Genomic DNA, 25,937 nt, shown 5'->3' with positions numbered 1-25,937 from the left:
TCATTGCCTTTTGATTAATGTAGCGATTAACTGGTCTATTAAATAGAGCCACTTTTAAACACTATTTGGATCCAGTTATGCAGCCTATCGATGTCGGTGATCTACAGTTAGACGAACAACACGGCACGCGTCAAACCGCCTTGTTCCACGCGATAAGAGAGAAGATCGTTCAAGATTTATGGAGCAAGGGCAGTAAGTTACCTTCAACACGTAAGTTGGCTGTCGAGTTATCGGTGAGTCGAAATACGGTGATTTATGCGTACGAACAACTGGTTACTGAAGGCTATATCGAGAGTAAGCAAGGCTCAGGGTTTTATGTCTCGGTTGAACAACCAGAACACTTTCTAAGTTTGTCTAAGCCAAACAGTGTTCAGGATCCGAAGGTCAAACAAACAGTCAGTAAACCGAGTACAAACATAGCGACACCTAACGACATTAACCGCAGCTTTGCCCCAGGAGTTCCTGACTTAGATGCGTTCCCTTTTGCGAAATGGCAGAGGTTGCTGCAACGTCACTCTACACGTCAGAACATTGCGGGCAATCAAGAGGTTCAGGGAAGCTCAGCCTTGAGGGAAGCGTTGAGTGGGTATCTTGCAAGCAGTCGTTCCGTTCATTGTAATGCCGACAGAATCATCATCACCGCAGGTGCGCAGCAAGCCATCTCAATCGGATTAATGGCAACGTTAGCGATGGGCGACAAAATCCTCGTGGAGGAACCCGGTTATCGACAAGTACATAAAATTATCGATCTGTTGAGACTAGAGTTAGAAGGTGTAAGTGTGCGTGAAAAGGTGGGGTTGGATATTGAGAAAGTGTTGGCCAGTAATGCTAAGGCTCTGTATGTCACACCGAGTAACCAATACCCAATGGGCACGACTTTAAATACTGAGCAGCGCCTTAAACTGATCGATTGGGCCAATCAACATCAGTCATGGATCATTGAAGATGACTATGACAGTGAGTTCCAGTTTGCTCATCGCCCTTATACCTGCATGCAAGGGTTGGCGGGAAAGTTGGGGTTCGATGATCGCATCATCTATGTCGCCTCTCTGAGTAAGGTTATGTTCAATGGCCTTCGATTAGGGTACTTAGTGGTGCCAGAAAGTCTGGTGGCGAAGTGTCTTGAGATCAAAGACGCGCTCACTGGAGACACGGCGTCCCACACACAGGAAGCTTTGGCGGATTTTGTTCGAGAAGGCGACTTGCTGCGTCATATTAGAAAGATGCGTCGGTCATACAAACTCAAGTATGAAGCGATGATAGAAGCGATTGAAAGCGAGTTTAACGGTGATCTTGAAGTGATCAGTCAGGCGGCAGGGCTACATGTGACCGTGAAGTGGTATCAAGGTATATCTGAGACTGAATGGAGTCATAGAGCTGAGCTTGAAAATATCATCATTCGTCCGTTTGATTTTTATGAATATGGATCAAGTGATGCTCGTGATTGGAGTGGGGTGGTGTTGGGGTTTGGAAATATCCGATTGGCTGACATAAAGCCGAAGATCAAACAGATCGCTCGGCTTTTTTATCAGTAATATTGGTAGGGCTTGTTTACCATTTTCTGATTCATCACGAATCGAGTTACAACTTGTCGATAGAGACGGTGGGTTTACCTTTACCTAGCCACTTCCGCCAAGGGAGTGACAATGTCACAAAAACAGTCACAGCATAGAGCATCGACCAACTTAAACAGATAAACACCAAGGTACAGATGACCAATGAAAGCATGGCAGTGTATCTAGATGCGCCTGTTAGTAATCGGCAAGCGGCTAACATTGCGAGCAGATAAACCAGAACAAAAATACCGTTGGCGAGCTTGAGAAAGAACTCAAGGTCTAAATTAGACAGCTCACCAATCACACACGAAATAAGCACGACAAAGCCAATTGCTAACGTTGGGTAGAGCGGTACGCCGCGGCTGTTCAGTTGAGCCATTCGACTTGCAGGGCTGTGTTGGCGGGCCTGAGCCCAGATCATCCGAGACAGGCTTTGTGTGTAAAGGTTTAGGCTGGCAAAGCAAGCAAAGAACCCCAGCACGCTGATGACGGTTTTGAAGCCATTACCAAACAGTTGTTCTGTTACCCAAGGGATGGATGCGGCATCGAATTCAGATGAACCGAAAGCACCCAGCTTAAGAATCACTACTGAACAAGCCCAGTACACTAGCCCCGCAACAAAACAGCCTGCAATGATGGCGATTGGGAAGTCACGTTGTGGATTTTTGAATTCCTCTCCCATGTGAGCAAAAGCTTCTATTCCGACAAAGCACCAAAACATGACAGCTAAAGCAGCGCCGATAGACCACATTGAATTGGATGAGATGGCAGGAAGAGCAACATCGGTTGCCGTGATGTCGGCTTTCCAAACAAAAGCGCTGACTAAGGCAAAAATCGACAATGCGATCACGGTTTGCAGTCGGCCAGAAGATTTACTGCCCATCAAATTGACGGCAATAAGCAGGACGACGGTAAAGGATTGAGCACCAAGTGGTGTATCGAGAGGTGCGGGTAACAATTGTTGAGCAAAACCACCAGCCAGTGCAATGGCCGCTGGAATACCGACAGGAATAACACTCACAAACAACCACGCCACGCTTGTTTCTAATCGCTCGCTAAACGCCTGGCGCACAAAATAGGCAGTGCCACCTGCATTCGGGTAGCGTTTTCCTAGTGCTGCGAAGGTCAGTGCAATCGGGCAAATAGCGATAAACAGGATTAACCAAGCGAGAAGAGACAACTGCCCAGCGATGCCTGCTGCGATCGCAGGGATCATAAATAATCCAGTGCCTAGCAAGGTCGTCGAGAGTTGTCCGATTCCTGAAATAAGCGTGATTTCTTGTTTGAGTTGTGTCATTCGCTCTCCTAGCTATTTGATTCTGGTCACGGTCTTCCAGTAACTTTCTTCTGGTGTGTGAGAAGTTATGATTGAGAGCATACATTGTTGACATCAATAATACAGCTAGCGAAACGTCGTAAGACACCGTCATTTTAACGGTATTAATCCGATTCAGTGTGAAAGTGTCGGCTGTCAGAATGGCTGTTATAAGTAGGAAAGTTGTGTCAAATTAGGCGTTATAAATAGAACAATAAATGAAAAGAATCAGAAGCATGGATAAATTTGATCGCCAGATTTTGGATATTCTCAAAACCAATGCACGATGCTCAGTGAGCGATATCGCCCGAGATGTCAGCCTCTCGCGCTCAGCGGTGAACGCCAGAATCAAGAAACTGGAAAGCGACAAAGTGATTACGGGCTACTGCGCTCAAGTGGCAGAACCCAACCAAACGAAGAATGTGTGCGCTTATATCTTGTTGAAGTTCGACATGTCGAGTAGTGACCATAGTTGTGAGTCTTACGCGAAACAAATCCAGAGTATTGATGAGGTGCAATGGTGCCACTCTATTAGCGGTGAGACAGATATGATGTTGTACGTGGAAGTGGAAAGCATGGAGAGCTTGAACCGAGTTCGCGATCAGCTGCAAAGTTACCCGGATCTTCGCCACTTAATGACTCATACGGTTTTGACCGAGTTTTTCAACAAACAGAATGCGACGGTGCATTCATGTTAGGCAATATCAACTTAAACCTACTGCGTTCACTGCATGTACTTCTTGAAGAGTGTCATGTGAGCCGTGCCGCCCAACGTTTGCATATCACACAATCCGCGGTGAGCCGTCAGCTCAGCCAGTTACGTGATTTGTGTGGCGACCCTTTGCTGGTCCGTGACGGCAACAAACTGGTGCCGACCAACCGTGCATTGCTACTCAAAGGTAAACTCGACGACCTGCTTGGCGAGTTTGACCACCTGTTAGATGATAAACCCTTCGAGCCGCAAGACTGGCAGGGTGAATTGGTGTTGTCTTCGAGTGATTATGTCGCTCAGTATATTCTTCCTGTGATTGTGGCAGAGGTGTCTGCTGAAGCGCCGAACATTAATCTGGCTTATCGATTGTGGCAGCCAAACTACCTTGAAGCACTGAACGAGTCTGGGATTCATTTGGCTTCCAGTATGTTTCCCACAAAGCCAGAACATGTCTCAAGTATCAAACTTGGTGAAGATAAGTCGGTGTGTTTGATGCGAAAGTCGCACCCGCTGGCTCAACAAGCGGTTTTGAGTGCAGAAGATATTGTTCACTACTCTCACATCAAAGTGACGGGTGGTGGAGATAAAGACAGTTACGCGGACATAGCATTGAAGAAGCAAGGGCTGAAGCGAAGAGTGGCTTTACAGGTTCCGTTCTTTTCATCTGCTGGTACTGTGTTATTGCAAGACGACTATCTGATGATCGTGCCAGAACATATCGCCTATAACCTAGGTCGACACCTCGATACTACCTACTTTTCGTTGCCATTTGATACGGAAATGCATACCTATTGGTTAATGTGGCATCCTAAATATGACAACGACTCTGCCCACAAATGGGCGCGAGAAAAAGCATTCCAAGCCATGCAAAAGTCGAGTTACAATATCAGTATGACTTGAAATCATAGGTGTGATGATAATCTTTGATTTCAAATAATACCTCCTGCGAATTATGGTAAGTGCCAAGTATTGAGTATTAAGCGTAGAGCGTTCAGCTGGAACGCTTTATTTTATTAGGAATGGAATGATGACAGTAACAATTTGGTTTTCTTTATTAGCGATTTGCTTATTGGGTGCAATGTCTCCGGGCCCAAGCTTGGCGATGATCGCTAAACACAGTTTGGCTGGTGGCCGTATGAACGGGCTTATCGCAGCTTGGTCACACGCTGCTGGTATCGGTATTTATGCGTTCGCAACCATTGTTGGTTTAGCCGTTGTGCTTGAGCAATCCCCAATGTTATTTAAAGGTATTAGCTTAGCGGGGGCTGCTTATCTGCTTTATCTTGGCGTTAATGCGTTACGTTCGAAAGGTGGTGTTGCCGCGAAATTAGAAGCGGGTGAAAAGATGAGTTACATGCAGTCTGCTCGTGAGGCTTTCTTGATCTCTATCTTGAGCCCAAAGATCGCATTGTTCTTCATCGCTCTGTTTAGCCAATTTGTAGCGCTAGGTAATGAACTGACCAATCAAGTGATTATTGTCTCAACGCCGCTGATTGTCGACGGCCTTTGGTACACCTTTATCACCTTGGTACTGTCTAGCCCGTTGATTGTTGAACGTATTCGCTCGAAAGCTCAGTTGATTGATCGACTATCTGGCGTGGTGCTGATCCTGCTTGCTGTTCGCGTGGTGTGGACGATATAGCAGTAAACGATAAGAATAAGTAACTAGGGTCTGTTAACTTTTAGTGGTTAAATTTTGTTCGAGATAGAATCGTTTTAGGCGCGGCAAGGAGTATGTAGCCTAGTCATTCTAAGTTAATACTTCTTAACAAAGCATAAAACGATTCTAGCCGAACCCTTCGGGCAGCCTTTGTGGTTCATTTCTACTGCGTTATCGGCTTCTCATGTAGGCTAGCTACACTTCAAAGCCTCTGCCTTGTAGAAATTTCCCACAAAGTGCTGCAAAAATCAGCTCTAAAGGTCAACAGACCCTAGACGTTCACCAGAAACGACACTTATTAAAAAAGGCTCACTAGACGTTATCTAGTGAGCCTTTTTGATTTCTCTGGATTAGCTTTTGGAAGACTTGAGCTTATTAGCCTTCAGAGTTCAGTACGGCATCTAGCTTCGCCATCGAGTCTGAGAAGTAGGGGTTGTAGGTCAAACGCGCATGGTTCTTCCCTTCTTCACGATAGCCCCAAGCTGAGTACCAAACCTCACTGGTTGCATTGCATTGTTCTTCAAACCCTTCTGCCTGACCATTGGAGCAAATCTTCTCGCTACCATTGATTCCGTAATAAGGGTTGTTTGGTGAGAACAGTAAGCCCATGTGAGAGCCGTTCGAGATGCGTTGCTCTGGGATCTTCATGCTGTACTGAACAGCGCGAGGATCCTCGAGAGTCGTCTCTCCTTGCCAAACCAACACATTGTTTGGATTCGGCATAGATTCAGTAAAGGCTTGCTGAACGTAGTTGGTGTCAATCACGCTGTCGCCTTCACTCATCATAATAAAAACTGGTTTATCGAAGTGTTTATCTTGTAAGTCACCACGTACGACTTCTGATGTCTCGTAGTAAACCGATGCACCATTCATTGGCAACGAGTTGTAACGCAACACATTGTCTTCAGGATCTTGATCCGCCCAAGTGACAAAGTAGCTTGCTAGTCCCGCGTATTGAACGGCAGACGAGCTCGGTTGAAACGCAGGTGAGAACAGCAGTAACCCAGAGATCTTTGGATCGTTCATCGCCTGTGAAGTCACGAGGTTCGCGCCGGTTGAATAGCCGCCTAGCCAAACAGAATCATACTCTTGCTCAAGTAACTTCGTATGATGAGCCACCACACCTTGCCAATCTTCTAGGCTCGGCTGCATTAAATCACCCACGCGACTGCCGTGACCCGGAAGTAATACGGTTCTCACTAAGTAACCTTGCTCTGCCAAATGGGTAGCGATGTCTTTAAATGAGTAAGGTGAGTCGCCTAATCCATGAACCAATAATACCGCCTTGCCGTTTGGCGAGGTTGGTTGATACTCGGTTGGTGAATTGAGTTGGATCTCGAGTTGCTTGTCTTCCGTCATGAACACGCGGTTTTTCAATAACCAATCTTGTGTGTCATTGACGTAGGCATCAAAGCTGTCTTGCTGATAGCTAGGCAAGTCTGGAGATGTTTCGTAAGCGGGTATCGGTGTCTCGTTGGAACAACCAACGAGACTTAAAGTCGTTAAGGCCAGCAGTGCTAGGAGGGGCTTTCTTTGCATTATGTAATCTTGTCTCTGTTGTGCTTTCACTATGTCTGAAACTAAAGTTTAGGTTACTTTTTGCTTGAAAGGTCTTCGTATTCACCTTCAATAACACCGGCATCATTGGTTGATGACTGACGAGTGTTCATATGAGCTGCGAAACCTTGTTTCTTCATTTGATTCTGAATGCGCTTGCCAGTAATTAAAGCTGCAATAGCTAAAGGAATAGCAAGGATCAAGCTTGTGAATAACGCCAAAAGGCCAGTAAACAATGCAACAATCGTAACTAATATATTTTTCATATTCATTCCTCTTTTTCTATGTTGTTACTTTATCGCTTCTATTCTGAACGAAACATGAACGCCGTTAATAAATCTCTGAGAGTCACTATGACACGGATGTGTGCTGTTAGGGAGTTTATATGTAGTCATAATCACGCACTAAAAACATGGAATAAAACTAAGTTTAATAAAATCAATATGTTAAAAGTTGGCACGCTTGATGCTCTATAGGGGTTGGAATAAGTCACTGTAAGCAAAGTACTTACGGTTAATAAAAATTACTGGAGCCCTTATATGTTCTGTATTCAATGTGAACAAACAATTCAAACCCCAACCGTAAAAGGCTGTTCTTTCGCACAAGGTATGTGTGGTAAAACTTCGGAAGTATCCGACCTTCAAGACGTGTTGGTGCATTCTCTTCAAGGTGTTTCTTTTTGGGCCAATTTGGGCCGTGCGTGTGATGTTATTGATACTGAAATCGACGAGTGGGCGCCAAAAGCGTTTTTCGCAACACTAACCAACGTTAACTTCGACCCTGCTCGTATCATCGAATTCGCACAACAGTCCCATGAATTCAAGCAGCGTTTAGAGCAACAGGTTCGCGCGGCAGCGACATTGATTGGTTTTGAGATCCCAGCGCTTTCTGCTGCTGCTCAATTCGACCTTCCAACGGACTCTTCAGAGCTATTGGCGCTTGCCCCTCAAGCGGCGGTAAACCGTGGTCACGACTCTCAACACGAAGATGTGATTGGTCTTCGCCTTCTTTGCCTATACGGTCTAAAAGGTGCAGCAGCTTACATGGAGCACGCACGTGTTCTTGGTCAAACTGATAATGCTATTTTCGCTGAATACCATGAAATCATGGCGTTCCTAGGTACAGATCCATCAGACCTAAAACAACTGTTAGATACGTCTATGCAGATCGGCTTAATGAACTACAAGGTCATGGAAATGTTGGATAAAGGCGAGACAGATACCTTCGGTCACCCTCAACCAACAACCGTGAATGTGAAGACGAAGCGAGGTCACTGTATCCTTGTTTCTGGTCACGACCTGCATGATCTAGAAAAGATCCTTCAACAAACGGAAGGCAAGGGCATTAACGTTTACACCAACGGTGAGATGCTACCTGCACACGGCTACCCTGAACTAAACAAGTACCCACACCTTGCGGGTAACTACGGCAGCGCTTGGCAGAACCAGCAAAAAGAATTTGCGAACTTCCCAGGTGCGATCGTAATGACATCTAACTGTCTGCTTAACCCAGATGTGGGCTCGTACGCTGACCGCCTATTTACGCGTAGCATCGTAGGCTGGCCGGGTGTTGCTCACCTTGAAGGTGACGATTTCAGTGCAGTGATCGATTGTGCTCTTGCGCAAGAAGGCTTTAAGCATGACGAGATCGAGCAAATGATCACTGTCGGTTTTGGTCGTAACGCCTTGATGGAAGCAGCGCCTGCGGTTGTTGAACAAGTGAAAGAAGGCAACATCAAACACTTCTTCCTAGTGGGTGGTTGTGACGGCGACAAATCTGAACGTAGCTACTACACAGATTTCACAGCTCAAGCGCCAGAAGATTCAGTAATCCTGACATTGGCATGTGGTAAATTCCGTTTCAACAAAAACCAATTCGGCGACATTAACGGTATTCCACGTCTGCTCGATGTTGGCCAATGTAACGATGCATACTCAGCGATTCAGCTTGCTCTTGCGCTGTCTCAAGAGTTTGATTGTGGCATCAACGAACTACCACTAACACTTGTTCTTTCTTGGTTCGAGCAAAAAGCGATCGTTATCCTGCTTACTCTGTTCGCACTGGGTGTGAAAGGTATCTACACAGGCCCAACAGCGCCTGCATTCCTAACTGAAAACCTACTAAAGATTATTCAAGACGAGTTCGATATGCGTTCTATCTCAACGCCAGAGCAAGATCTTAAAACAATCTTAGCGGCTTAATCTAAGCCCACTCCCAAGCTCCGTTGTTGCTGTTCTCTAGGAACGTGCAGCGGCGGGGCTTTTTAGATTTAATTCTTTAGTATCAGTGAGGTGTGTGAACTATGTATGCATGGTCGGATAGCGATTCAATCAATTTAGTGTGTTTAAAGAAATGGCACGAGACGCCAGATACGGTCAGCTTTGAGCTTGGCAGTATTCCACAAGATTTACATTTCAATTTTAAGCCCGGTCAGTTCATCACCTTGGGTTTAGATATGCCGACGAAAACGGATTACCGTGCTTATTCCGTGGCTTCTTGCCCCGAAGATAACCGCCTGAAGTTGACGGTCAAGCGTGTGGAAGGTGGCTTGGTTTCGAACTTTATTGTTGATGAGCTTGATGAAGGTGACGAGGTTTCTGTGTTGAAGCCGGCAGGCTCGTTTAACTGTATTGATTGCATGCCAACGGCAACAAAGAAAGTAACGCTAGTGAGTGCGGGCTGTGGCATTACACCCGTAATGGCGATGGTAAAATATTGGCTGTCTCAAGACAGTGACAGTGACATTGAGATTGATTTCGTCCACATGGCACGCAACAAGCTTGAGACTATCTACTTTCAAGAACTTCATCAGCTCGATGAATCACATGCGAATTTCAACTTAAAACTGCTGTTAAAAGACAACGAAGGAACAACCGCCCCTCAAGGTCGTTTAGATAAAAACTGGTTGGTGAAACTGAGCCCAGATATCTTAGATAGAACGGTTTACCTGTGTGGGCCTGTCGGCTTCATGCAAGATATTGAGAGTTATCTGAAAGAGCTTGAGTTCAACATGGATAACTTCTATCAAGAAAGCTTTACTCCTGCTACTCAGGATGCTCAATCAGAAGCGTCAAACGCCGAAATTGCTGACGATACGAATAGTGCTGTTAAGGTATTTGTGCCTGCGTTCGGCGCTGAAGTTGAAGCGGAAACTGGCACACCATTGGCGGATTCATTAGAAAAAGCAGGCGTTCCAATTATTATCGCTTGTCGTAGTGGGATTTGTGGTTCGTGTAAATGCAAAGTGACCAAAGGATCTGTGGAATCAAGCAGCCAAGAAACATTGACGCCAGAGCAGATTGAACAGGGCTACGTGCTTGCATGTTCAAGCTCGATTCAGTCAGATGTTGAGGTTGAGTTATAACAGACGTAAAGCTGTGCAAGAGTGATGAAGACAAGATCTTATTATAGCGATAAAAGTTAGGGCGCTAGATGTAAAAAGGCCACCTAGATCAGTTAGAGAGAGCAGATCTAAGTGGCAACCCTCTTGTTTATACGGGGGAGTAAAACAAAAGGGGTTGCGAAGTCCATACAGACTTCGCAGATATAGTTATTATGTTGTGGAGCTTGTTGCGATGGACGTATCTACAAGAGCGAAGTTAATTAAACTTCTGGGTATGTCTTGTAGCGTACACCCATCATCTGTTCCATACAGTGAACAACTTGGCAGCTGTAGCCAAACTCGTTATCGTACCAAATGTACAGCACGGCACGGTTGTCTTGTGCGATAGTCGCCACACCGTCAACCACACCTGGGTGACGAGAGCCAACCAAGTCGGTAGATACAATCTCAGTCGAGTCTGTGTAATCAATTTGTGCAGACAAAGCAGAAGACAGCGCCATTTCACGCAGGTACTCGTTCAACTCTTCTTTGTTTGTGCCTTTCTCAAGGTTTAGGTTCGCAACTGCCATTGAAACGTTTGGCGTAGGAACGCGAATCGCATTACCTGTTAGCTTACCTTCCATTTCCGGCATCGCTTTTGATACTGCTTTAGCAGCGCCAGTCGATGTCAGTACCATGTTCAATGATGCAGCACGACCACGACGATCACCCGAGTGGAAGTTATCGATTAGGTTTTGATCATTGGTAAATGAGTGCACCGTTTCGATGTGACCAGACAGCACGCCAAACTTGTCGTGAACCGCTTTCAATACTGGCGTGATTGCGTTAGTAGTACAGCTTGCTGCAGAGATGATGGTGTCTTCTGGCTGAATAACATTTTCATTCACACCAAATACCACGTTCTTGATGTCGCCTTTACCAGGTGCAGTCAGTAGCACTTTCTTCGCACCGTTACACGCAACGTGTTGGCTCAGGCCTTCCGCGTCACGCCATACGCCTGTGTTATCAACCACAAGTGCATTTTCAACACCGTAAGCCGTGTAATCCACTTCTTCTGGTTTGTTTGCGTAGATAACTTGGATGAAGTTACCGTTAACGATGATCGCTTTGCGTTCTTGGTCTACAACAATGCTGCCGTTGAATTGGCCGTGTACAGAGTCACGACGAAGCAGGCTTGCACGTTTTTCTAGGTCGCCATCTTTGCCGCCGCGTACAACGATTGCACGTAAACGCAGTGGGTACCCCGGGCCACTTTTCTCGATCAACAGACGAGTTAGCAGTCGGCCAATACGACCAAAACCGTACAATACAACGTCACGAGGTTCTGTCATTGCATCGCCTTCAAGCGATTCGATAAGTGCAGTTTGTAGGAAATCATCCAACCCATGTGTGTCTTCGCGATCTTGCCAGAATGAATGCGCAAGGCGACCAACATCAATACGACATGGAGATAAGTCCATAGAGAGAAGGTGTTGAATAATAGGTTGAGTCTGTTCTGCTGTAAGAGGAGAACCAGTGTAACGTTTTGCGATGCGGTGAGCTTTGATGATGTCGATAGTTGTCGCGTTAACTAAGGTCTTACCAAAGAGGATAACTTCTACGCCTTTTTGACGGTATAACTGACCTAAAGTTGGAGCGATGGATTCAGCAATGGTTTGACTAGTTTGCCAATCTAGGAGGTGCTTTTCGGGACTCATCTTTACTCGGGACCTTTCACGTTAAGTTTCTGCATTCATGGCGGTTGTAGGGAAGCCAATCAGCATAGGGGATTTGAGGCATCAGTCTGTGGTCTTTATTGCCACTTAAATGTGCTGATATACCTTGTGTGTAACTTGTAATTTTTATGTGGCAGGATTGTAAGGTACGACGGGTTATTCTGCTAGGAAAAATAAATGCAGACAAAATATCTGCAAATTGGCTTTATATTAGCCATAAATCAAGATTTGAACGTCGATAAAGACTATTGACTTTAATAATCTGTAGCACTTATTTTTCGTCAAAAAATACTCAATTCAAAGGATAATATGTAATACAGGTCATATTGAACATTAAAGGTGTGATCGCTAACTCAAGTTACACGTAAACAGTAAACGATAAATAAGGGAATTAACGAGTATTGATGTTTGACCTTTGAATAAGCCTAGCTTGAGTGTGAAAAGTGCATCACGCAAACGATTGGATGTCACAATTTTAACCTAACTATCCACTTTGTTAGCACGCAGAGTCATTATTCACAGTCTAGTTGAGCCGCAGAATGTGGATGTGTACTTGTTATGCCGGTGATAATAACTGGAGAAAACGTCTTTTGTTTACATTTTGCTCACTAAAACCTCGCTTGCTTACATCTCATTTGTAGAAACCTCCTCGAGTAGACCTCTCTCACGTAACGTTCACTTGTCTAAAATCGGCTTGTCTCAATCTCACTTAGTAAAGCAGACTCCTCCGCTTTAAAGCCCTGTTTTGGATGCCTGTTGATTCTAATTTTTCGTTCTGGGCTCAGAGTATCATTTGTTCATATCCAATTTGATCAATAACCCCCTGTTAATGTCCTATTCTTAATTTGGGTTAGGTAAATTACTTTCGGGAAGGGAGTCGTTATAAAAATGATAAACATGTCAATTAGATGGCGTCTTATTTTTCTTTCCACGGTTTCTGTACTCATTATGTTCGGGTTTACAGTGAATGAAGTGCTTAAGAACGATGAGAAGATGAATCACCTTGAAACAACGCGTATTAAGGTCGAAGCGCTTCAATTTTTTAATACGGTTTCAAGTGATGCTTATCGATGGTTGGTGCTGTCTAATGATTCCCCTGAGAAAGGTCAGTTGCTTTTAACACTGCAATCAGAGCTGGATAGACTGACTCAGTATGGAATGCGACTTCAACGGTTCGACAGCAATTGGAGTATTGACCCTCAGTTAGCTGAATTGAAAAAGTTGTTGATGATCCTAGCTAGTACACCTGAAACGACAGACAGCAGAAAATTGACAGAGCGCGCTTTCGACTTGTTAAAAGACGTGCTGATGGAGCTGTCCGAATATCGCATGGCTTTAGTCGATGGCAATATTGGTCAAGCGGAAGCGATGTTTATCAATCTTACGCATTATGTGTTTTGGACTCAGAGAGAAGCGTGGTTAAGCTTCAGTTTGAATCGCTCCCCAGAGTTTAAAAACCAATACTTGCTTAGCTATGTCGCTGCTCTAGAGAGGCAGCAACAGCTATTAGATACATTTTTCCGTTCGGATACGCGTTCTCCAAACATTAGACAGTTGCTAAACGCGGTCGCCAAAGATGATTTTCAAGACAAATTTATATCTCGAATCCTCAAAGGGGACTTTTCATCACCCGAAATATATCAACACTTGAAAAGCTTAGAGGTTAAAAAACGGGCTATTTCAAACGCGATTGGCGCTTACACCAATCAAATACAGTTTGAACTGACCAAGAATATCGCGTTGCAGAAAAGGCAAACCTTGGTCATGACGTTGCTTATACTCATCGCTTCTGGTGTTTTGATGTGGCTTGGGGTTGCGACATCTCTGAGCTTAAACAGAAACCTGTCGATTATCTTGAAAGGTGTGTCGGAATGCGCTGATAGCTACGGCCAGCCAAAGGTGATTCGTATCCAAGGGAACGATGAGCTTGCCGAGTTCACTGAAACCCTAAATCGAGTGATGGAACGCAACTATCTGCACAACAAAGAGTTGATAACAGCAAAAGAAGACGCGATTTCGGCTAACAAAGCCAAAAGCGCATTCTTAGCAAATATGTCACATGAAATACGCACGCCACTTAACGGGATCATTGGCATGGCTGAGATCTTATCTCAAAGCCAACTGAGCCCAAATCAACAAGAAGTACTGGGGGATATCGAATCGTCTTCTCACTCTTTACTGGTGCTGCTGAATGACATACTCGACCTGTCTAAAATCGAGTCGGGTAACTTGATGTTGTCACCACACAATGCTGATTTGCGAGAAGCGGTTTATGACTCTGTGAGTGTGATTCAGTCGAAAGCGATAAGTAAGGATATTGAGCTCGACATCAATATCGATTATCAAACGCCGTCACAACTGTTTTTCGATGAGTACCGCGTGAGACAGGTGCTGACCAATCTGCTTTCTAATGCCATCAAATTTACGTCTAAGGGCACAATTACAACTGACATTGCTTATACACCTATGTCTATGGGCAGGGGCAAGCTTGAATGCAGCGTGTCTGATACCGGGATTGGGATTGAGCCCGAGAAGTTAGAGTCCATATTTGAACCTTTCACTCAAGAAGATGGCAGCATTACCCGTCAATTTGGCGGTACGGGGTTAGGGCTTGCGATTTGTCGACAGCTTGTTGATTTGATGGGTGGTTACATTACCGCGCGTTCAGTGAAAGGAGAGGGCTCTACATTCACTTTTTGTTTGTATGTCGATGTTGTAGAAGCGCCTGTTCAAACTTTCGATAACCTGAGCCGAGCGACCATCATCTCGAACTCTTTCAATTACCTCGATCAGCTCGTTAAAGAGTGTGAGCGTTTGAATGTTCGAGCCAATGTGGTGTCATCCATTGCTGCCCTTAGTGAAAGTGTAAAAGAAAGTGACTTCATACTTTATTGTCATACCTTGCACCACTCTATGGAAAAAGATCTTGCGACGTTGAAGGTGATATATCCTCTTGCTCGCGTCATCGTTTGTCAGCATCACCTATTTAAAACCAACCTAATCAGAGAAACGGTCCACTCGACTCATACCTTGCCATTCTTGGGCCGACGTTTCTTAACCAGCTTACAATCTCTCGATGTGGGCGAAGAGCAAACGCCTCAAGTGGAAGCAAAAGATGAAGAAGTTCGCTCTCTGAATCGACGCATTTTGATCGTTGAAGACAATCTGATGAATCAAAAAATAGCGAGCTTCTTCCTTGAGCAAGCGGGTTATGAATATTTGATTGCCAGTAATGGCCAAGAAGCGGTGGATGTCATCACCCGGGGTGCTCAGTTTGATGCAGTCTTAATGGACTGCATGATGCCTGTTATGGATGGCATAACGGCGACTCGTGCGATACGTCAGTGGGAAGCCGATCAACAAGTCACACCATTACCCATCATAGCTTTAACCGCCAGTGTTCTAGAAGAAGACATCAAAGATTGTTTTGAAGCCGGTATGAACGCCTACTTACCTAAACCCTATAAATCTCACCAGCTGTACGATCTTTTCAGTAGCCTTGATATTGTCTAGGGCTCCCGTATCAAGGCTAGCGCGGCGCTACTTAACGAACTTCCAATCCAAGGTTGTATTGTGCAAGGCAACGACCGACATAGCTGATGTTCAGCAAGGCTGCGACTAAGATGGTGCTGATGTGGGCGACGATTTGAATTGGCAGTGAGAAGTGATCGGCCATTGGATAAGCAACAATAATACTGAGAAGCATAAGCAAGGTTGTGATAGCTAGACTGAAGTTTGAAACAGAAAGCAGAGTTTGAAAGCGTTGAGTCATCGTCTTCATATTGAATTCCTAATTGCTATTAATAATTATGATACTTGTTATTAATATCAATTAGCGTTCCAGTTTTAATTTACATTTAAAATCATAATCTTATGTAATTTTGCTTGTTTTTAGAGTCTAAGTGACACGTGCGAATTGCATGTCTTTATGACTTGATCGTGTTTCTTTACCATTGTCTAAACCCACAAGTATCGATGTGGAATCGAACACCTGAATATAAACCAAGCCCAACATTATTTTTTTGCCCGAATTCCGAATGAATCTTTTTAAGTTTCACGTGTAGATCTTCGCGAGTAATGTCATTTGCAGGCACTAGGTCTAAGGCACAAAACTCTAAGTGCTTACTTCGCAGTGCACCACCAGCTTGTTGATTGTAGATATCGGTTCGCTCTCCAGATACTGGTATAACAACACCGATTTCAGGCTCAATATATTGTTGTATGTACTTCAGGGTATTGATCATGTTTGGCACATGTTTCTTATTTGGGAGGGTAAACAAGGTTGTATTACTCATTGCCCAATCCGTCCCTTGCAATAGAACGAGATGCAGAGGCATGCTCTGAGTAACGCCATTGTCCTTGAGTTGTTGTCCGATTGCTCTCACTTGGTCTTGAGCGTGATTGAGGAGCATCCAACCTCGAAATGCTGATCGGGTCGGAACCTTGTAGCCATGAACATCGACCACGAGATCGTCATAAGTGATTTCGGTTTCTTCGGTATAAAGTTTCTCAAATTTTTCAGGGTAAGGTTGTGTCGTTGATAAAGCCAAGGTTATCAGAATACTTCCGTACATAAAGTCTCTCCATCGCTAGTGTACACTCGTTATTTAGTTTGATACTGCTGTTGAGTTTCATTCATTTTGCTTAGGTACGCTTAAGCCTAGACGGTTAGGTTTAGATGCTTAAGTATAGACGCTGGAGTTTAGGTAAAAAAACCCACTACTAAGAGTGGGTTACTAACATTGTTACAAGTAAATTAGCGAGGTTAGATTACTTCTTACCTTGGATTTGCTTGTCTTCTTCTGTCAGTTCACGAATGCGACGGCTGATGTCACGGCGAGCTTTAGAAATCTCAGCGCTCTTGATGATGTGGTCATCAACACGGTCTTCGTAGTCAGCTTTCATATTTTTGATAATGCCTAGGATCTCGTCGTGGGTCATCTCTGGCTTGATGTAATCAAGTAGGTTATCAAGAAGGTCGACACGCTTACGGTTGTCACGAACTTTCTTTTCGTTGTCTAAAAGTTCACGCTTAAGTTTGTTCTTACGTCGTGCTTGGTTAACAATTTCAAATACGCTGCTCATAGATTCCTTTTCCTATTCGTCAAATACGTTGTCTGCTTCTGATTAAAGCACATCAATTGATGATGTAACAGTCTTTAGATCAAAGCAAAAGTAAGGTTGTTTAATTATTCGTCACTCTCGCTGATGTGTGATTGTTTTTATCTTACCGTTCAAGTTAGTATCCCATGTAGATACTGCATTGATACGAAATGTGAAATGAATCAACAACAATTGGAAAACGAAGAATTGGACGAGAATGTCACTGAATCTTCAGCAGAACAAAACAAGCTTCGTGATGCGTATGTACAAGAGCGTACTTATTTGGAAGTCGTGGAAATAGAGCTCAACCGTTCTAAGATCATAATGATTGATGAACAGGGCAGAAAGAAACGAGTACCAATTTTGTCTGAACACTAGTTACTGCATTGTTAGGTGTTGAGATGGAATTATCAAAATAATAAAAAGGAAAAACGATGAACACAGTACTTTCCCCAATTGAAGCGAGAATTATCGGTTGTTTGATCGAGAAAGAAGTCACTACTCCCGATCATTACCCACTGACACTGAACAGTTTAACCACGGCATGCAATCAAAAGAGTAACCGTGAACCTGTTCTCTCTCTTTCTGAGTCAGATGTTTTAGATGCAGTTGATGGTTTAATCGGACGTCGCATGGTGAGTGATGAGAGCAGCTTCAATAGCCGTGTTAATAAGTATCAGCATCGTTTCTGCAACACTGAGTTCGGCGATCTGCAATTTACAGAGCAAGAGCGTGCAATCATCTGCTGTATGTTACTGCGCGGTGCGCAAACACCCGGTGAACTTCGTACTCGAACGGGTCGCCTTGCAAACTTTAGTGATGTGAAAGAAGTAGAAGCAACATTAGACAAACTCGCTGCAAGAGAAGCAGGTGCCTTGGTTGTGAAGCTGCCACGCGAAGCGGGTAAACGTGAATCACGCTACCAGCATTTGTTGAGCGGTGAAGTGGACGTTGAAGCGTTTGCGATGGCATCAGTAAGCGCGGCTGCCCCCTCTGCAACGAGTGAAAAGTTTGAAGAGCTTGAGTCTGAAGTTGCAAGCCTACGAGCAGAAGTGGCAGAGCTTAAGGCTCTGGTTGAATCACTGCTTTAAATGTCAGATGCTGATAAAAATGCGGATTGGGTCGTGTACTTGATCCGCAATCGTCACAATGCCCTTTATTGTGGCGTGACGAACAATCTAGAACGTCGATTTGAACAACATCAAACCGGTAAAGGCGCCAAAGCTTTAAAAGGTAAAGGCCCACTTAAGCTGGTTTGGAGGTTTGGTGTTGGCTCAAAAAGTGAGGCGTTGAAAACCGAATACGCGATCAAGCAGTTGCCCAAATCCCGCAAAGAAAAACTGGTATCACTCAAACTGATTATTGAGTGGCAAAAAGACAAAATTCAATATATCGAAGTCTCATAATTCATAGCTAAAATGTTTGTTATTGATTAAATCTTAATAGTGTAAGGAGCTATATCGGCTCTAGCTAAGCTTATGAATTTAAATGGTAATTACTCTTACCGTGAATGGGCTGAAATCATAATTTAACTCGTTGTTCTTAATCTCCATTCCAAATTAACATATTGCTCATTTAGAATGTCGTTCTAATTAGTGTTAGACGCTATCATTTATCATCGTTGTCCTACATAATATCCATTAGCCATACAAAGAGATGGTGTCATGCTAGGTTAAAAAATGAGCCAAAGTAGCTCATCTAAAACGAGAAAAATATGAAACGTTTACTGATGTTGTTTGGACTTGCCGTATTTTCTGCGTCCGCTCTTTCCCATGGTACTCATGTCCTCAATAGGTACTGGGAATACCAAGATTATCTTTCCACTTTTCCAGAACAAAGAGCATTGACCGATAAAATGGTCGAGGCTGTACAAAATCACCCTGTGCCACTGAGAAGAATCCAAGACGAACCAATTACGATTTCCGTGGTGTATCCGGGTCAACAGATCTCGGATTACTGGGTTCGCAATATTCAAGCTTTTGAGAAGCGTCTCGATAGGCTGAAGATCCGCTATCAAATAAATCAAGTGTTTACCCGTATTAATGCCGATCTCGCGCAGCAGAGTATTTCGTTGCAAGAAGCGATTGAAAACAAGACGGATTATTTGATTTTCACGCTAGATACCACGCGCCACCGCAAGTTTATCGAGTACGTGTTGACCTCTACAGACACCAAACTGATTCTTCAAAATATCACGACGCCAGTGCGAGCTTGGGCAGATAGACAGCCATTTATGTATGTGGGTTTTGACCATGCGACAGGCAGTTTAAAACTGGCGGACTATTTTAAACAAGTAAGTCCGCCAGACAGTAAGTATTCTGTTTTGTATTACTCACAAGGCTATATCAGTGATGCGCGTGGAGATACTTTTATCCATGAAGTGAATACGGTTACCAACTTTACCCTTAAGTCTTCGTTTTACACAAAATCAAACAAAGACAGTGGCTACCAAGCGGCTAAAATCAGTATAGAGAACGATAAGGATCTAGACTTTATCTATGCATGTTCAACGGATGTCGCTCTCGGTGCAATGGAAGCGATTCGTGAATCGGGCCAAGACATCTTAGTGAATGGTTGGGGAGGCGGCTCTGCTGAACTTGAAGCCATTGCAAGGGGCGACCTAGATGTTACTGTCATGCGTATGAACGACGATACAGGCATTGCAATGGCAGAGGCGATCAAGTGGGATCTAGCCGGTTTGGAAGTGCCTACCGTTTACTCTGGTGAATTTGAAATTGTCACCAAGGAAGATTCCCCAGAACGTATTTCAGAACTTAAACAGCGAGCATTTAGGTACTCAGGTCACTAATGAAGAAAAGTTACGCCAGTACACCTAGAAACACTTTAGCTAGACTCATTACGCGTATCGTTATTTTGGTGATAGGCGTGATGGCACTTGGCGTGCTTATTCATAATTATGAAACCAGCAGTAATATCGTACAGCAAGAGACGAATCGAACGGTACAGCAAACCTCAAGCCTGATCCAAAACATGTTTGATTATCGTTTGTCGGTGCTGCAAATCCATCAAGACAGTAGCTCACACAGTGAAACTCTCAGAGAGTACATTGATACGGGTAATGACGAGACTCTGAGCTACTTTTTCTTTGGTGTTGACCAACGTGAACCGGATCATGCACCAGATTTACGCTTTGTCTCAACCCACGATGGTTTGGCTTGGGAAGACGGCAACAGTCAATTTTATGGTTTGGATGAGTCCAACTTAAAGCATATTTCTGATGAGGTTTCGTTCAGCAGTAATTGGCATTTTATTAAACTGAGGACAGATATAGGTAAGCGTCACTTGTTGGCTCGCCGTACCCCTATTGTTGATAACGCTACTGGGGAAGTCCTTGGTCAACTCTATATCGCCATTGTGCTTGACAACAACTTCTCTTTGGCTGAGTCAATCCAACAGGGCAGTAATAGCGAAAATATCGTGATTGAAGCGCACGGTACACCGGTGACATCGACATTCAGTGGTGATGAAAGCTACACCATTACTGACATCCTCAATTACCAAATGTACGAACAGTTGCCGCGTCATTTCGTTACCATCGCAACCATTAAGATTAATGCTGTTGAAACTCCTTTAATCATTCGAGCTGTTCAAAAAAATAATAATTTCATTGCGTTAGAAGAGAATTATCAGCGTGCGATCATCGTGGTGATTGTGGTGATCATATTGATGTCTTTTTTTGCTCGAACTTGGATTCAAAAGAGAGTCTCAGCCGAGCTTGATAAGCTAATGGACTTTACTCGTTCGGCAAGTGCTAGCGAAGAGTACAACAAGTTCGATGGCTCTAACATTTTCGAATTTCATCATATTGGTTGTACTCTTGAAGACACCTTTGAGCGCTTATCTGAACAGAATCAAAAATTCCAAGATCTCTTTAACTTTGCTCATTCGCCTATCTTAGTTTGGTCTGAAAAAGGCGATTTGATTCAGATGAACCCCGCCGCTCGCATGGCGTTGTTCGATGCTGATGACAATTATGGTCCAATTGCCCAAGAGTTTGAGCAGCGAATGCTGCCTAATATTCAAATGGTGGTTCAGGGTTCTAAACTGACGGGTATTAACGTACCCATTGGTGAAAAGGTGTTTCGTTGGAACATGTCTGCTATTCGCGTGGAACACGGCATCACAGGAGTGGTGGTACAAGGGCAAGATATTACTAAGCTAATCGAGGCGGAAAGACAGGCTGATCGAGCAAGAGAAGAAGCGGAGCATCTTGCGAATGTGCGAGCAGACTTCTTAGCTAAGATGAGTCATGAGATTCGCACGCCGCTCAACGGTATTCTCGGTGTGTCTCAGCTGCTCAAGCGCTCTATGCACAATGAAGATAATCGCGAGCAGGTGGATGTACTGTGTAATAGTGCGGAACATTTACTGGCGGTACTTAACGATATCTTGGACTTCTCAAAGATTGAGCAAGGGCAGTTTAATATTCAAAAGAAAGACTTCCGTTTAGGGGAGTTAGTTAATACCTTAGACAGCATCTATCGACCGCTGTGTGAAGATAAATCCGTCGAATTTACCATTGTGAATCACTTGGTTGATGACATTGAAATCAATACCGACCAAGTACGCCTCAATCAGATCATGTTTAATCTGTTGAGTAATGCTTTTAAATTCACTCATCAAGGCGGTATCTCCGTCAGCTTTGAGATCGAGAGTATCTTTAACTCCGATCACGCCAGCTTGATCGTTCGAGTGAAAGATTCTGGCATTGGTATTGATGAAAGCAAAATTGATGCTGTTTTTGAACCCTTTGTTCAAGCCGAAGAGACCACCACTCGTGAATATGGTGGCACTGGTTTAGGACTTACAATTGTAAAAAATCTGGTCGATATGCTGGAAGGGGACATTCAAGTCCGCAGCGTGATAGGTCAAGGCTCAGAGTTCACGATAGAAATTCCTGTAGTCGTACACGCCAAGCCGCTATTAGTCGATGCTAAGCAACAAGCTGAGGTTGAGCCAGAGGCGTTGTTTAGTCGACCTTTGAATGTGTTGCTGGTGGAAGACAATCACACCAACGCCTTTATTGCTCAGGCTTTCTGTAAGAAATATGGCATGGTCGTCACCTGGGCAAAAGATGGCTTAGAAGCGATTGAGATGGCTAAGACGATTACCTATGACTTGATCTTGATGGATAACCAACTCCCTAATCTCGGTGGTGTTGAAACCACTCAGCAGCTAAGAGGTGAGATTGGTGTGTCAGCCCCTATTTATGCGTGTACCGCTGATGCTCAAGAGTCAACTAGAGACAGCTTTATGGCCGCAGGGGCGAATTACGTGATTGTAAAGCCGATTAAAGAAGAGTCGCTCCACCAAGCGTTTGTTCATTTCAAAAACTCATACTGGAATGACACAGAGCACTAGGCTTTAACTTAGTGCACTTTAATGGAGTCTGTTGAAGAGAAGTAACTAATTTTCTGCCTTTATATCGAGCCAGCGACAAAGGCTTGTTCCAATAGCAGCGTTTTCAACTCATCACTCATATCTAGGTGTTCAGGGAATTGGATACCTAGCAACCGGCCTTGTCTTTGCCTTTTCTTACTTACCACCTTGTAGACAAGATCGTCATCTAAGTACTCATTTAAGTCAGAATTGACTTTTATCTTCCAGCCGACATCAATATCTGATTGCTGGGTAAGATAGATACCGCACCCTGACGCTGAAAAGTCGACTAGTGTGGCATCCAGCGACAAGGTATCAAAAGTGACTTCACAGCTGAGACGTACTTTATACCTTTCGTGTTCACGAATAGGCTTGGTTGCAAAGTTTGAGGGTGGGCGAAGGAAGATTAGATGTGCTGGAGAGGTGATATGAGCCAGTACATTGGTTTTGAACGCGACAATGTGCCCAAGTTCGGTGTCGGTAATCGCACGAACAATAATATCAACGTTTGTGAGCTTTCTCAGCGTCAGTGCTTCTGTCGCTTTTTGCGTAAGCTCTAGGATGAGGTACTGATCTTCTTTGTGTCCGATATAAAGTGTACTGATCTGGATTGAGTCGTCTGGGCCAAATTCCAATACACCTGCTGTTTTTGTACCTGGCTTTAGGTATCTGAACAGTTCTAAGTTTTTATCTTTATGCATATTCGTTACTGAACAATGTTAATCGTTTGATAAAATAATATAACGCCCTGATAAAACTATGTCATTAGTTTCATTGAAGTAATTAGCAGCGTACAACAAAAAAGTGAATCGCTATCTCAAGTAAACAACGGCTTACTCTTGTCGTAAAACAAGATACACTGCTGACAGATATATACTTGATGGAGAAATAGTAAATGGAACTGGAAACCTTATTGAATACTCTGGCTGAAACCCCAGAGGCCGTGCAATTTGAAGATACAATGCAAGTGATCGAAGCTCACTATGATTTTTCTGAGCGCGAATTTCGCAATGGTGAGGTAGTGAACGCTGCAGGGCAGAATAATGGTTCGTGTAAGATTTTTGCTTTTGGTTTAGAGCAAGGCCTATCAGCAGAGCAAACACTTGCTTGTTTTGGTCAATTTTATCGTAACGACGTGCTAGGTTTTCCTGAGAACAGCGACCATCAAAATATTCGTAACTTTATGGTTCATGGCTGGAATGGTATCCAGTTTTCTCAGCCTGCGCTGGTTGCAAAAGTGAAGTAGACACTAACCAGGTAACGATTAGGTCGAAATTTAATCTCAGTATTTTGAAGCGAGAAAACAACCTCTCGCTTTTTTTGTCTATGTTGAACTGGCTAGTAACTTGCTATCCAGTAACTTACTAAATGGGCTCTAAACTACTAAATGGGCTCTAAACTACTGAACGGGCAGGGCAGACAAGCACTTACGACACATACAAACTCCAGCCTTTGGAATATCGCTAGTATCTCGTTTTTCTAACTCAAAACACCAACACGTCTCTTTGCCCGCACTGATATCGCATTGAGCTGGCTCATTACACTGTGGACATTGGTGAGTCGAACTCGCGCCACTAAGATTATCCATAACCGACGTTTGCTCTTCTTCAGATAAGCCTTTCCAACCTATAATTTCATCCATTGTTCGAAAGCAGCCACTACACATTCCGCCATTATTTTTACAAGCCGCTCGGCAAGGTGTTTTCATTTCTCTAACCTGTGATTCATTTGGGCTGAAATGTAGCATATTTGTTTCTTCTTGAAGAGCCGTTAAGCTAAGAAATTACTCAGTTAAATTTAGAAATGACCTCGTAATTTTTAGGCTTTTCATGTAGCATCTCGCCCCTTTTGTTGAGTGGGGGGATATTATGTTTATTGGATTTGATTATGGAACAGCGAACTGTTCTGTCGCGGCGATGGTTAATGGAGAGCCAAGCCTGTTACCGCTAGAAGGTAACAACCACTATATTCCCTCAACCGTGTTTGCGCCTACTCGTGAGAGTGTTTCTGAACATCTATTCCGCCACTTGAATATCAAGCCGAGTGATGCGATCGGTGAGCAAGTACTACGACGTGCGATTGCGCTGAACAGAGAAGAGAGTATCGACTTAGTGCCAGAAGACATGGCATTTGGTCAGGCTGCGTTGGACTTATATTTAGAAGACCCTCGCGATGTTTATTATGTTAAGTCCCCTAAATCTTTCCTTGGCGCGAGTGGACTGCATGATGTGCAGGTGAGCTTTTTCGAAGATTTAGTGTGCGCCATGATGGCAAATATCAAGAATCAAGCCGAACTCACGACTCAAGAGCAGATCAAGCAAGCTGTTATCGGCCGACCAATTAACTTCCACGGTCGAGGTGGTGAAGAGGCGAACAGACAAGCTGAAGACATACTGTCTCGCGCAGCTAAGCGTGCCGGTTTCCTTGATATCGCTTTTCAATTTGAGCCCGTAGCCGCAGGCCTTGATTACGAAAGCACATTAACTGAAAACCAAACAGTATTGGTTGTTGATATTGGCGGTGGTACCACCGATTGCTCATTATTAGAAATGGGACCAACGTGGTCTGGTAAAGCGGATCGTACCCAGAGCTTGTTGGCACACAGTGGGCAAAGGGTAGGGGGGAATGACCTCGATATCTATCTTGCATTCAAACAACTGATGTCACCTTTTGGTATGGGCAGCAAAGGCATTTCGGGTATTGATATGCCACTGACTCAATTCTGGAACCCAATTGCGATTAATAATGTTGAAGCTCAAAAGAACTTCTATTCAAGAGAAAACCTAGCGGCATTAAAATTACTTCGTAAAGAAGCGTCAGAGCCTCAAAAGCTAGAACGTTTGATGAAGGTTTATCACGACACTTTGGGTTACGGTATTGTGCGTAGAGCGGAAGAGGCCAAGATTGCGCTGGCAGAATCCCCTCAATATCGTGCTGCGATTAATGTTGCCTCTGAACTGGTCGAGGTAGATATCTCAGTCGAACAGATGGTTGAAGCGATTGAAACACCAAAGTCTAAGATGATTGAGTTGGTTAAAGAAGCGATTCAACAAGGCCAGAAAAAGCCAGACGTAATCTACATGACGGGTGGTTCCGCTCGTTCACCGATACTTCGTGAAGCCGTACAACAAGCTGTGCCGAATGTACCGATTGTGAGTGGTAATTACTTCGGTTCAGTAACTGCAGGTTTAGCTCGTTGGGCTGAGGTTTGCTTCAAATAAGAGTTCAATGATGAGTTATGAAGGGCAACCAGTCGCTGATTGGTTGCCCTTTTTTTGTTTTTCTCTAATGAACTTTCTATTGAACGATTTTTCCTAGCTCATATTGGGATTTGTTTCACAAAGCTAAATATTTCAGCTGAGCTCTACGTGTTACAAAATGTTTCAAAGGCAAAGGCGAGCCTCTCGATGGTCTGATGAGTTACCTTGGGTTTAGATTTTTAATGCTTTTTTAGTGATTATAAAATCAAAAATAATCAAAGTATTTATCTCAAAGAATAAAAGGAGATCCCAGTAATTGTCGTGTTAATCATCTGTTTTAAAAGGTATTTTTGTTTTTTATAGTGCGATTTTTTTT

The 25,937-nt window shown here is 43.9% G+C and carries 23 protein-coding genes; 14 read left to right on the top strand and 9 right to left on the bottom strand.

What is annotated here, in order from left to right; all coding sequences use genetic code 11:
* Nucleotides 1-77: 77 nt before the first annotated feature.
* Complete coding sequence (locus AB4623_RS08040) at nucleotides 78-1,535, top strand: PLP-dependent aminotransferase family protein (protein WP_372146128.1); 1,458 nt, start codon at nucleotides 78-80, stop codon at nucleotides 1,533-1,535.
* 46 nt (nucleotides 1,536-1,581) lie between these two features.
* Here the strand turns inward: AB4623_RS08040 and yjeH are convergent, their stop codons facing one another.
* The gene (gene yjeH, locus AB4623_RS08035) at nucleotides 1,582-2,853 is read right to left on the bottom strand and encodes an L-methionine/branched-chain amino acid transporter (RefSeq protein WP_372146126.1); all 1,272 of its coding nucleotides are present in this window, start codon (nucleotides 2,851-2,853) and stop codon (nucleotides 1,582-1,584) included.
* A gap of 254 nt (nucleotides 2,854-3,107) precedes the next feature.
* Here yjeH and AB4623_RS08030 point away from each other — a divergent pair, with 254 nt between their 5' ends.
* The 3 genes from AB4623_RS08030 to AB4623_RS08020 all read left to right on the top strand — a co-directional run bounded on the left by AB4623_RS08030 (nucleotide 3,108) and on the right by AB4623_RS08020 (nucleotide 5,225).
* Nucleotides 3,108-3,569 (top strand): Lrp/AsnC family transcriptional regulator, encoded by a 462-nt coding sequence (locus AB4623_RS08030; protein ID WP_017061781.1) that lies wholly within the window; start codon nucleotides 3,108-3,110, stop codon nucleotides 3,567-3,569.
* Nucleotides 3,563-4,483: a LysR family transcriptional regulator gene (locus tag AB4623_RS08025; protein WP_017061780.1), complete on the top strand. Its 921-nt coding sequence runs from the start codon at nucleotides 3,563-3,565 to the stop codon at nucleotides 4,481-4,483. The genes AB4623_RS08030 and AB4623_RS08025 overlap by 7 nt, the downstream gene beginning before the upstream one ends.
* Before the next feature lie 127 nt (nucleotides 4,484-4,610).
* Nucleotides 4,611-5,225 (top strand): LysE family translocator, encoded by a 615-nt coding sequence (locus AB4623_RS08020; RefSeq protein ID WP_017061779.1) that lies wholly within the window; start codon nucleotides 4,611-4,613, stop codon nucleotides 5,223-5,225.
* A gap of 393 nt (nucleotides 5,226-5,618) precedes the next feature.
* Here AB4623_RS08020 and AB4623_RS08015 read toward each other — a convergent pair whose 3' ends face one another.
* The gene (locus tag AB4623_RS08015) at nucleotides 5,619-6,782 is read right to left on the bottom strand and encodes a carboxylesterase (RefSeq protein WP_017061778.1); all 1,164 of its coding nucleotides are present in this window, start codon (nucleotides 6,780-6,782) and stop codon (nucleotides 5,619-5,621) included.
* A 53-nt stretch (nucleotides 6,783-6,835) separates the two neighbouring features.
* Nucleotides 6,836-7,066, bottom strand: a complete 231-nt coding sequence (locus AB4623_RS08010) for a hypothetical protein (protein ID WP_017061777.1) — start codon at nucleotides 7,064-7,066, stop codon at nucleotides 6,836-6,838.
* 273 nt (nucleotides 7,067-7,339) lie between these two features.
* Here AB4623_RS08010 and hcp point away from each other — a divergent pair, with 273 nt between their 5' ends.
* Complete coding sequence (gene hcp / locus AB4623_RS08005; RefSeq protein WP_017068651.1) at nucleotides 7,340-9,001, top strand: hydroxylamine reductase; 1,662 nt, start codon at nucleotides 7,340-7,342, stop codon at nucleotides 8,999-9,001.
* Between the two features lie 101 nt (nucleotides 9,002-9,102).
* The gene (locus AB4623_RS08000; protein WP_136982710.1) at nucleotides 9,103-10,164 is read left to right on the top strand and encodes a hybrid-cluster NAD(P)-dependent oxidoreductase; all 1,062 of its coding nucleotides are present in this window, start codon (nucleotides 9,103-9,105) and stop codon (nucleotides 10,162-10,164) included.
* Nucleotides 10,165-10,403: 239 nt separating this feature from the next.
* On the opposite strand, the gene AB4623_RS07995 is transcribed toward AB4623_RS08000, so the two are convergent.
* Nucleotides 10,404-11,840, bottom strand: a complete 1,437-nt coding sequence (locus AB4623_RS07995) for a glyceraldehyde-3-phosphate dehydrogenase (protein ID WP_017068649.1) — start codon at nucleotides 11,838-11,840, stop codon at nucleotides 10,404-10,406.
* Nucleotides 11,841-12,806: 966 nt separating this feature from the next.
* Here AB4623_RS07995 and AB4623_RS07990 point away from each other — a divergent pair.
* Nucleotides 12,807-15,371: an ATP-binding protein gene (locus AB4623_RS07990; RefSeq protein ID WP_372146147.1), complete on the top strand. Its 2,565-nt coding sequence runs from the start codon at nucleotides 12,807-12,809 to the stop codon at nucleotides 15,369-15,371.
* Between the two features lie 31 nt (nucleotides 15,372-15,402).
* On the opposite strand, the gene AB4623_RS07985 is transcribed toward AB4623_RS07990, so the two are convergent.
* From AB4623_RS07985 to AB4623_RS07975, 3 genes are all read right to left on the bottom strand, one after another.
* Entirely contained in the window at nucleotides 15,403-15,639 is a 237-nt protein-coding gene (locus AB4623_RS07985) for a hypothetical protein (protein ID WP_017061772.1), read from the bottom strand.
* Between the two features lie 166 nt (nucleotides 15,640-15,805).
* Nucleotides 15,806-16,432, bottom strand: a complete 627-nt coding sequence (locus AB4623_RS07980) for a D-Ala-D-Ala carboxypeptidase family metallohydrolase (RefSeq protein ID WP_017066096.1) — start codon at nucleotides 16,430-16,432, stop codon at nucleotides 15,806-15,808.
* Nucleotides 16,433-16,628: 196 nt separating this feature from the next.
* Nucleotides 16,629-16,943 (bottom strand): DUF496 family protein, encoded by a 315-nt coding sequence (locus AB4623_RS07975; protein WP_004742367.1) that lies wholly within the window; start codon nucleotides 16,941-16,943, stop codon nucleotides 16,629-16,631.
* A gap of 195 nt (nucleotides 16,944-17,138) precedes the next feature.
* On the opposite strand from AB4623_RS07975, the gene AB4623_RS07970 reads away from it, so the two are divergent.
* The 5 genes from AB4623_RS07970 (at nucleotide 17,139) to luxQ (ending at nucleotide 22,343) form a co-directional block, all read left to right on the top strand.
* Entirely contained in the window at nucleotides 17,139-17,339 is a 201-nt protein-coding gene (locus tag AB4623_RS07970; protein ID WP_017061770.1) for a hypothetical protein, read from the top strand.
* A 56-nt stretch (nucleotides 17,340-17,395) separates the two neighbouring features.
* The gene (locus AB4623_RS07965) at nucleotides 17,396-18,052 is read left to right on the top strand and encodes a YceH family protein (RefSeq protein WP_017061769.1); all 657 of its coding nucleotides are present in this window, start codon (nucleotides 17,396-17,398) and stop codon (nucleotides 18,050-18,052) included.
* Nucleotides 18,053-18,367, top strand: coding sequence for a GIY-YIG nuclease family protein (locus AB4623_RS07960; RefSeq protein WP_102332010.1), 315 nt, complete (start codon nucleotides 18,053-18,055; stop codon nucleotides 18,365-18,367).
* A gap of 308 nt (nucleotides 18,368-18,675) precedes the next feature.
* On the top strand, nucleotides 18,676-19,770 hold the full coding sequence (locus AB4623_RS07955; protein WP_229648191.1) for an autoinducer 2-binding periplasmic protein LuxP: 1,095 nt from the start codon (nucleotides 18,676-18,678) through the stop codon (nucleotides 19,768-19,770).
* The gene (gene luxQ, locus AB4623_RS07950) at nucleotides 19,770-22,343 is read left to right on the top strand and encodes a quorum-sensing autoinducer 2 sensor kinase/phosphatase LuxQ (protein ID WP_372058060.1); all 2,574 of its coding nucleotides are present in this window, start codon (nucleotides 19,770-19,772) and stop codon (nucleotides 22,341-22,343) included. The genes AB4623_RS07955 and luxQ overlap by 1 nt, the downstream gene beginning before the upstream one ends.
* 59 nt (nucleotides 22,344-22,402) lie before the next feature.
* Here the strand turns inward: luxQ and AB4623_RS07945 are convergent, their stop codons facing one another.
* Nucleotides 22,403-23,062: a PilZ domain-containing protein gene (locus AB4623_RS07945; protein ID WP_102332012.1), complete on the bottom strand. Its 660-nt coding sequence runs from the start codon at nucleotides 23,060-23,062 to the stop codon at nucleotides 22,403-22,405.
* 194 nt (nucleotides 23,063-23,256) lie between these two features.
* Between AB4623_RS07945 and AB4623_RS07940 the strand changes: the two genes are divergently transcribed.
* A complete protein-coding gene (locus AB4623_RS07940) occupies nucleotides 23,257-23,607 on the top strand; it encodes a HopJ type III effector protein (RefSeq protein ID WP_017061764.1) in 351 nt (116 codons plus the stop codon).
* A gap of 153 nt (nucleotides 23,608-23,760) precedes the next feature.
* Here AB4623_RS07940 and AB4623_RS07935 read toward each other — a convergent pair whose 3' ends face one another.
* A complete protein-coding gene (locus tag AB4623_RS07935; RefSeq protein ID WP_080582242.1) occupies nucleotides 23,761-24,069 on the bottom strand; it encodes a DUF1289 domain-containing protein in 309 nt (102 codons plus the stop codon).
* Between the two features lie 160 nt (nucleotides 24,070-24,229).
* Between AB4623_RS07935 and yegD the strand changes: the two genes are divergently transcribed.
* A complete protein-coding gene (gene yegD / locus AB4623_RS07930; RefSeq protein ID WP_017064846.1) occupies nucleotides 24,230-25,582 on the top strand; it encodes a molecular chaperone in 1,353 nt (450 codons plus the stop codon).
* Nucleotides 25,583-25,937: the final 355 nt, after the last annotated feature.

It is taken from the genome of Vibrio sp. 10N.222.52.C12 (assembly GCF_041474215.1).
In the GTDB taxonomy this organism is placed as follows: domain Bacteria; phylum Pseudomonadota; class Gammaproteobacteria; order Enterobacterales; family Vibrionaceae; genus Vibrio; species Vibrio crassostreae_C.
This window is presented reverse-complemented; position numbering and strand designations above follow the sequence as displayed.

Coding starts and splice junctions, on each gene's coding strand:
- AB4623_RS08040 (WP_372146128.1), top strand. CDS start 78: ATGCAGCCTATCGATGTCGGTGATCTACAGTTAGACGAACAACACGGC.
- yjeH (WP_372146126.1), bottom strand. CDS start 2,853: ATGACACAACTCAAACAAGAAATCACGCTTATTTCAGGAATCGGACAA.
- AB4623_RS08030 (WP_017061781.1), top strand. CDS start 3,108: ATGGATAAATTTGATCGCCAGATTTTGGATATTCTCAAAACCAATGCA.
- AB4623_RS08025 (WP_017061780.1), top strand. CDS start 3,563: ATGTTAGGCAATATCAACTTAAACCTACTGCGTTCACTGCATGTACTT.
- AB4623_RS08020 (WP_017061779.1), top strand. CDS start 4,611: ATGACAGTAACAATTTGGTTTTCTTTATTAGCGATTTGCTTATTGGGT.
- AB4623_RS08015 (WP_017061778.1), bottom strand. CDS start 6,782: ATGCAAAGAAAGCCCCTCCTAGCACTGCTGGCCTTAACGACTTTAAGT.
- AB4623_RS08010 (WP_017061777.1), bottom strand. CDS start 7,066: ATGAAAAATATATTAGTTACGATTGTTGCATTGTTTACTGGCCTTTTG.
- hcp (WP_017068651.1), top strand. CDS start 7,340: ATGTTCTGTATTCAATGTGAACAAACAATTCAAACCCCAACCGTAAAA.
- AB4623_RS08000 (WP_136982710.1), top strand. CDS start 9,103: ATGTATGCATGGTCGGATAGCGATTCAATCAATTTAGTGTGTTTAAAG.
- AB4623_RS07995 (WP_017068649.1), bottom strand. CDS start 11,840: ATGAGTCCCGAAAAGCACCTCCTAGATTGGCAAACTAGTCAAACCATT.
- AB4623_RS07990 (WP_372146147.1), top strand. CDS start 12,807: ATGTTCGGGTTTACAGTGAATGAAGTGCTTAAGAACGATGAGAAGATG.
- AB4623_RS07985 (WP_017061772.1), bottom strand. CDS start 15,639: ATGAAGACGATGACTCAACGCTTTCAAACTCTGCTTTCTGTTTCAAAC.
- AB4623_RS07980 (WP_017066096.1), bottom strand. CDS start 16,432: ATGTACGGAAGTATTCTGATAACCTTGGCTTTATCAACGACACAACCT.
- AB4623_RS07975 (WP_004742367.1), bottom strand. CDS start 16,943: ATGAGCAGCGTATTTGAAATTGTTAACCAAGCACGACGTAAGAACAAA.
- AB4623_RS07970 (WP_017061770.1), top strand. CDS start 17,139: ATGAATCAACAACAATTGGAAAACGAAGAATTGGACGAGAATGTCACT.
- AB4623_RS07965 (WP_017061769.1), top strand. CDS start 17,396: ATGAACACAGTACTTTCCCCAATTGAAGCGAGAATTATCGGTTGTTTG.
- AB4623_RS07960 (WP_102332010.1), top strand. CDS start 18,053: ATGTCAGATGCTGATAAAAATGCGGATTGGGTCGTGTACTTGATCCGC.
- AB4623_RS07955 (WP_229648191.1), top strand. CDS start 18,676: ATGAAACGTTTACTGATGTTGTTTGGACTTGCCGTATTTTCTGCGTCC.
- luxQ (WP_372058060.1), top strand. CDS start 19,770: ATGAAGAAAAGTTACGCCAGTACACCTAGAAACACTTTAGCTAGACTC.
- AB4623_RS07945 (WP_102332012.1), bottom strand. CDS start 23,062: ATGCATAAAGATAAAAACTTAGAACTGTTCAGATACCTAAAGCCAGGT.
- AB4623_RS07940 (WP_017061764.1), top strand. CDS start 23,257: ATGGAACTGGAAACCTTATTGAATACTCTGGCTGAAACCCCAGAGGCC.
- AB4623_RS07935 (WP_080582242.1), bottom strand. CDS start 24,069: ATGAAAACACCTTGCCGAGCGGCTTGTAAAAATAATGGCGGAATGTGT.
- yegD (WP_017064846.1), top strand. CDS start 24,230: ATGTTTATTGGATTTGATTATGGAACAGCGAACTGTTCTGTCGCGGCG.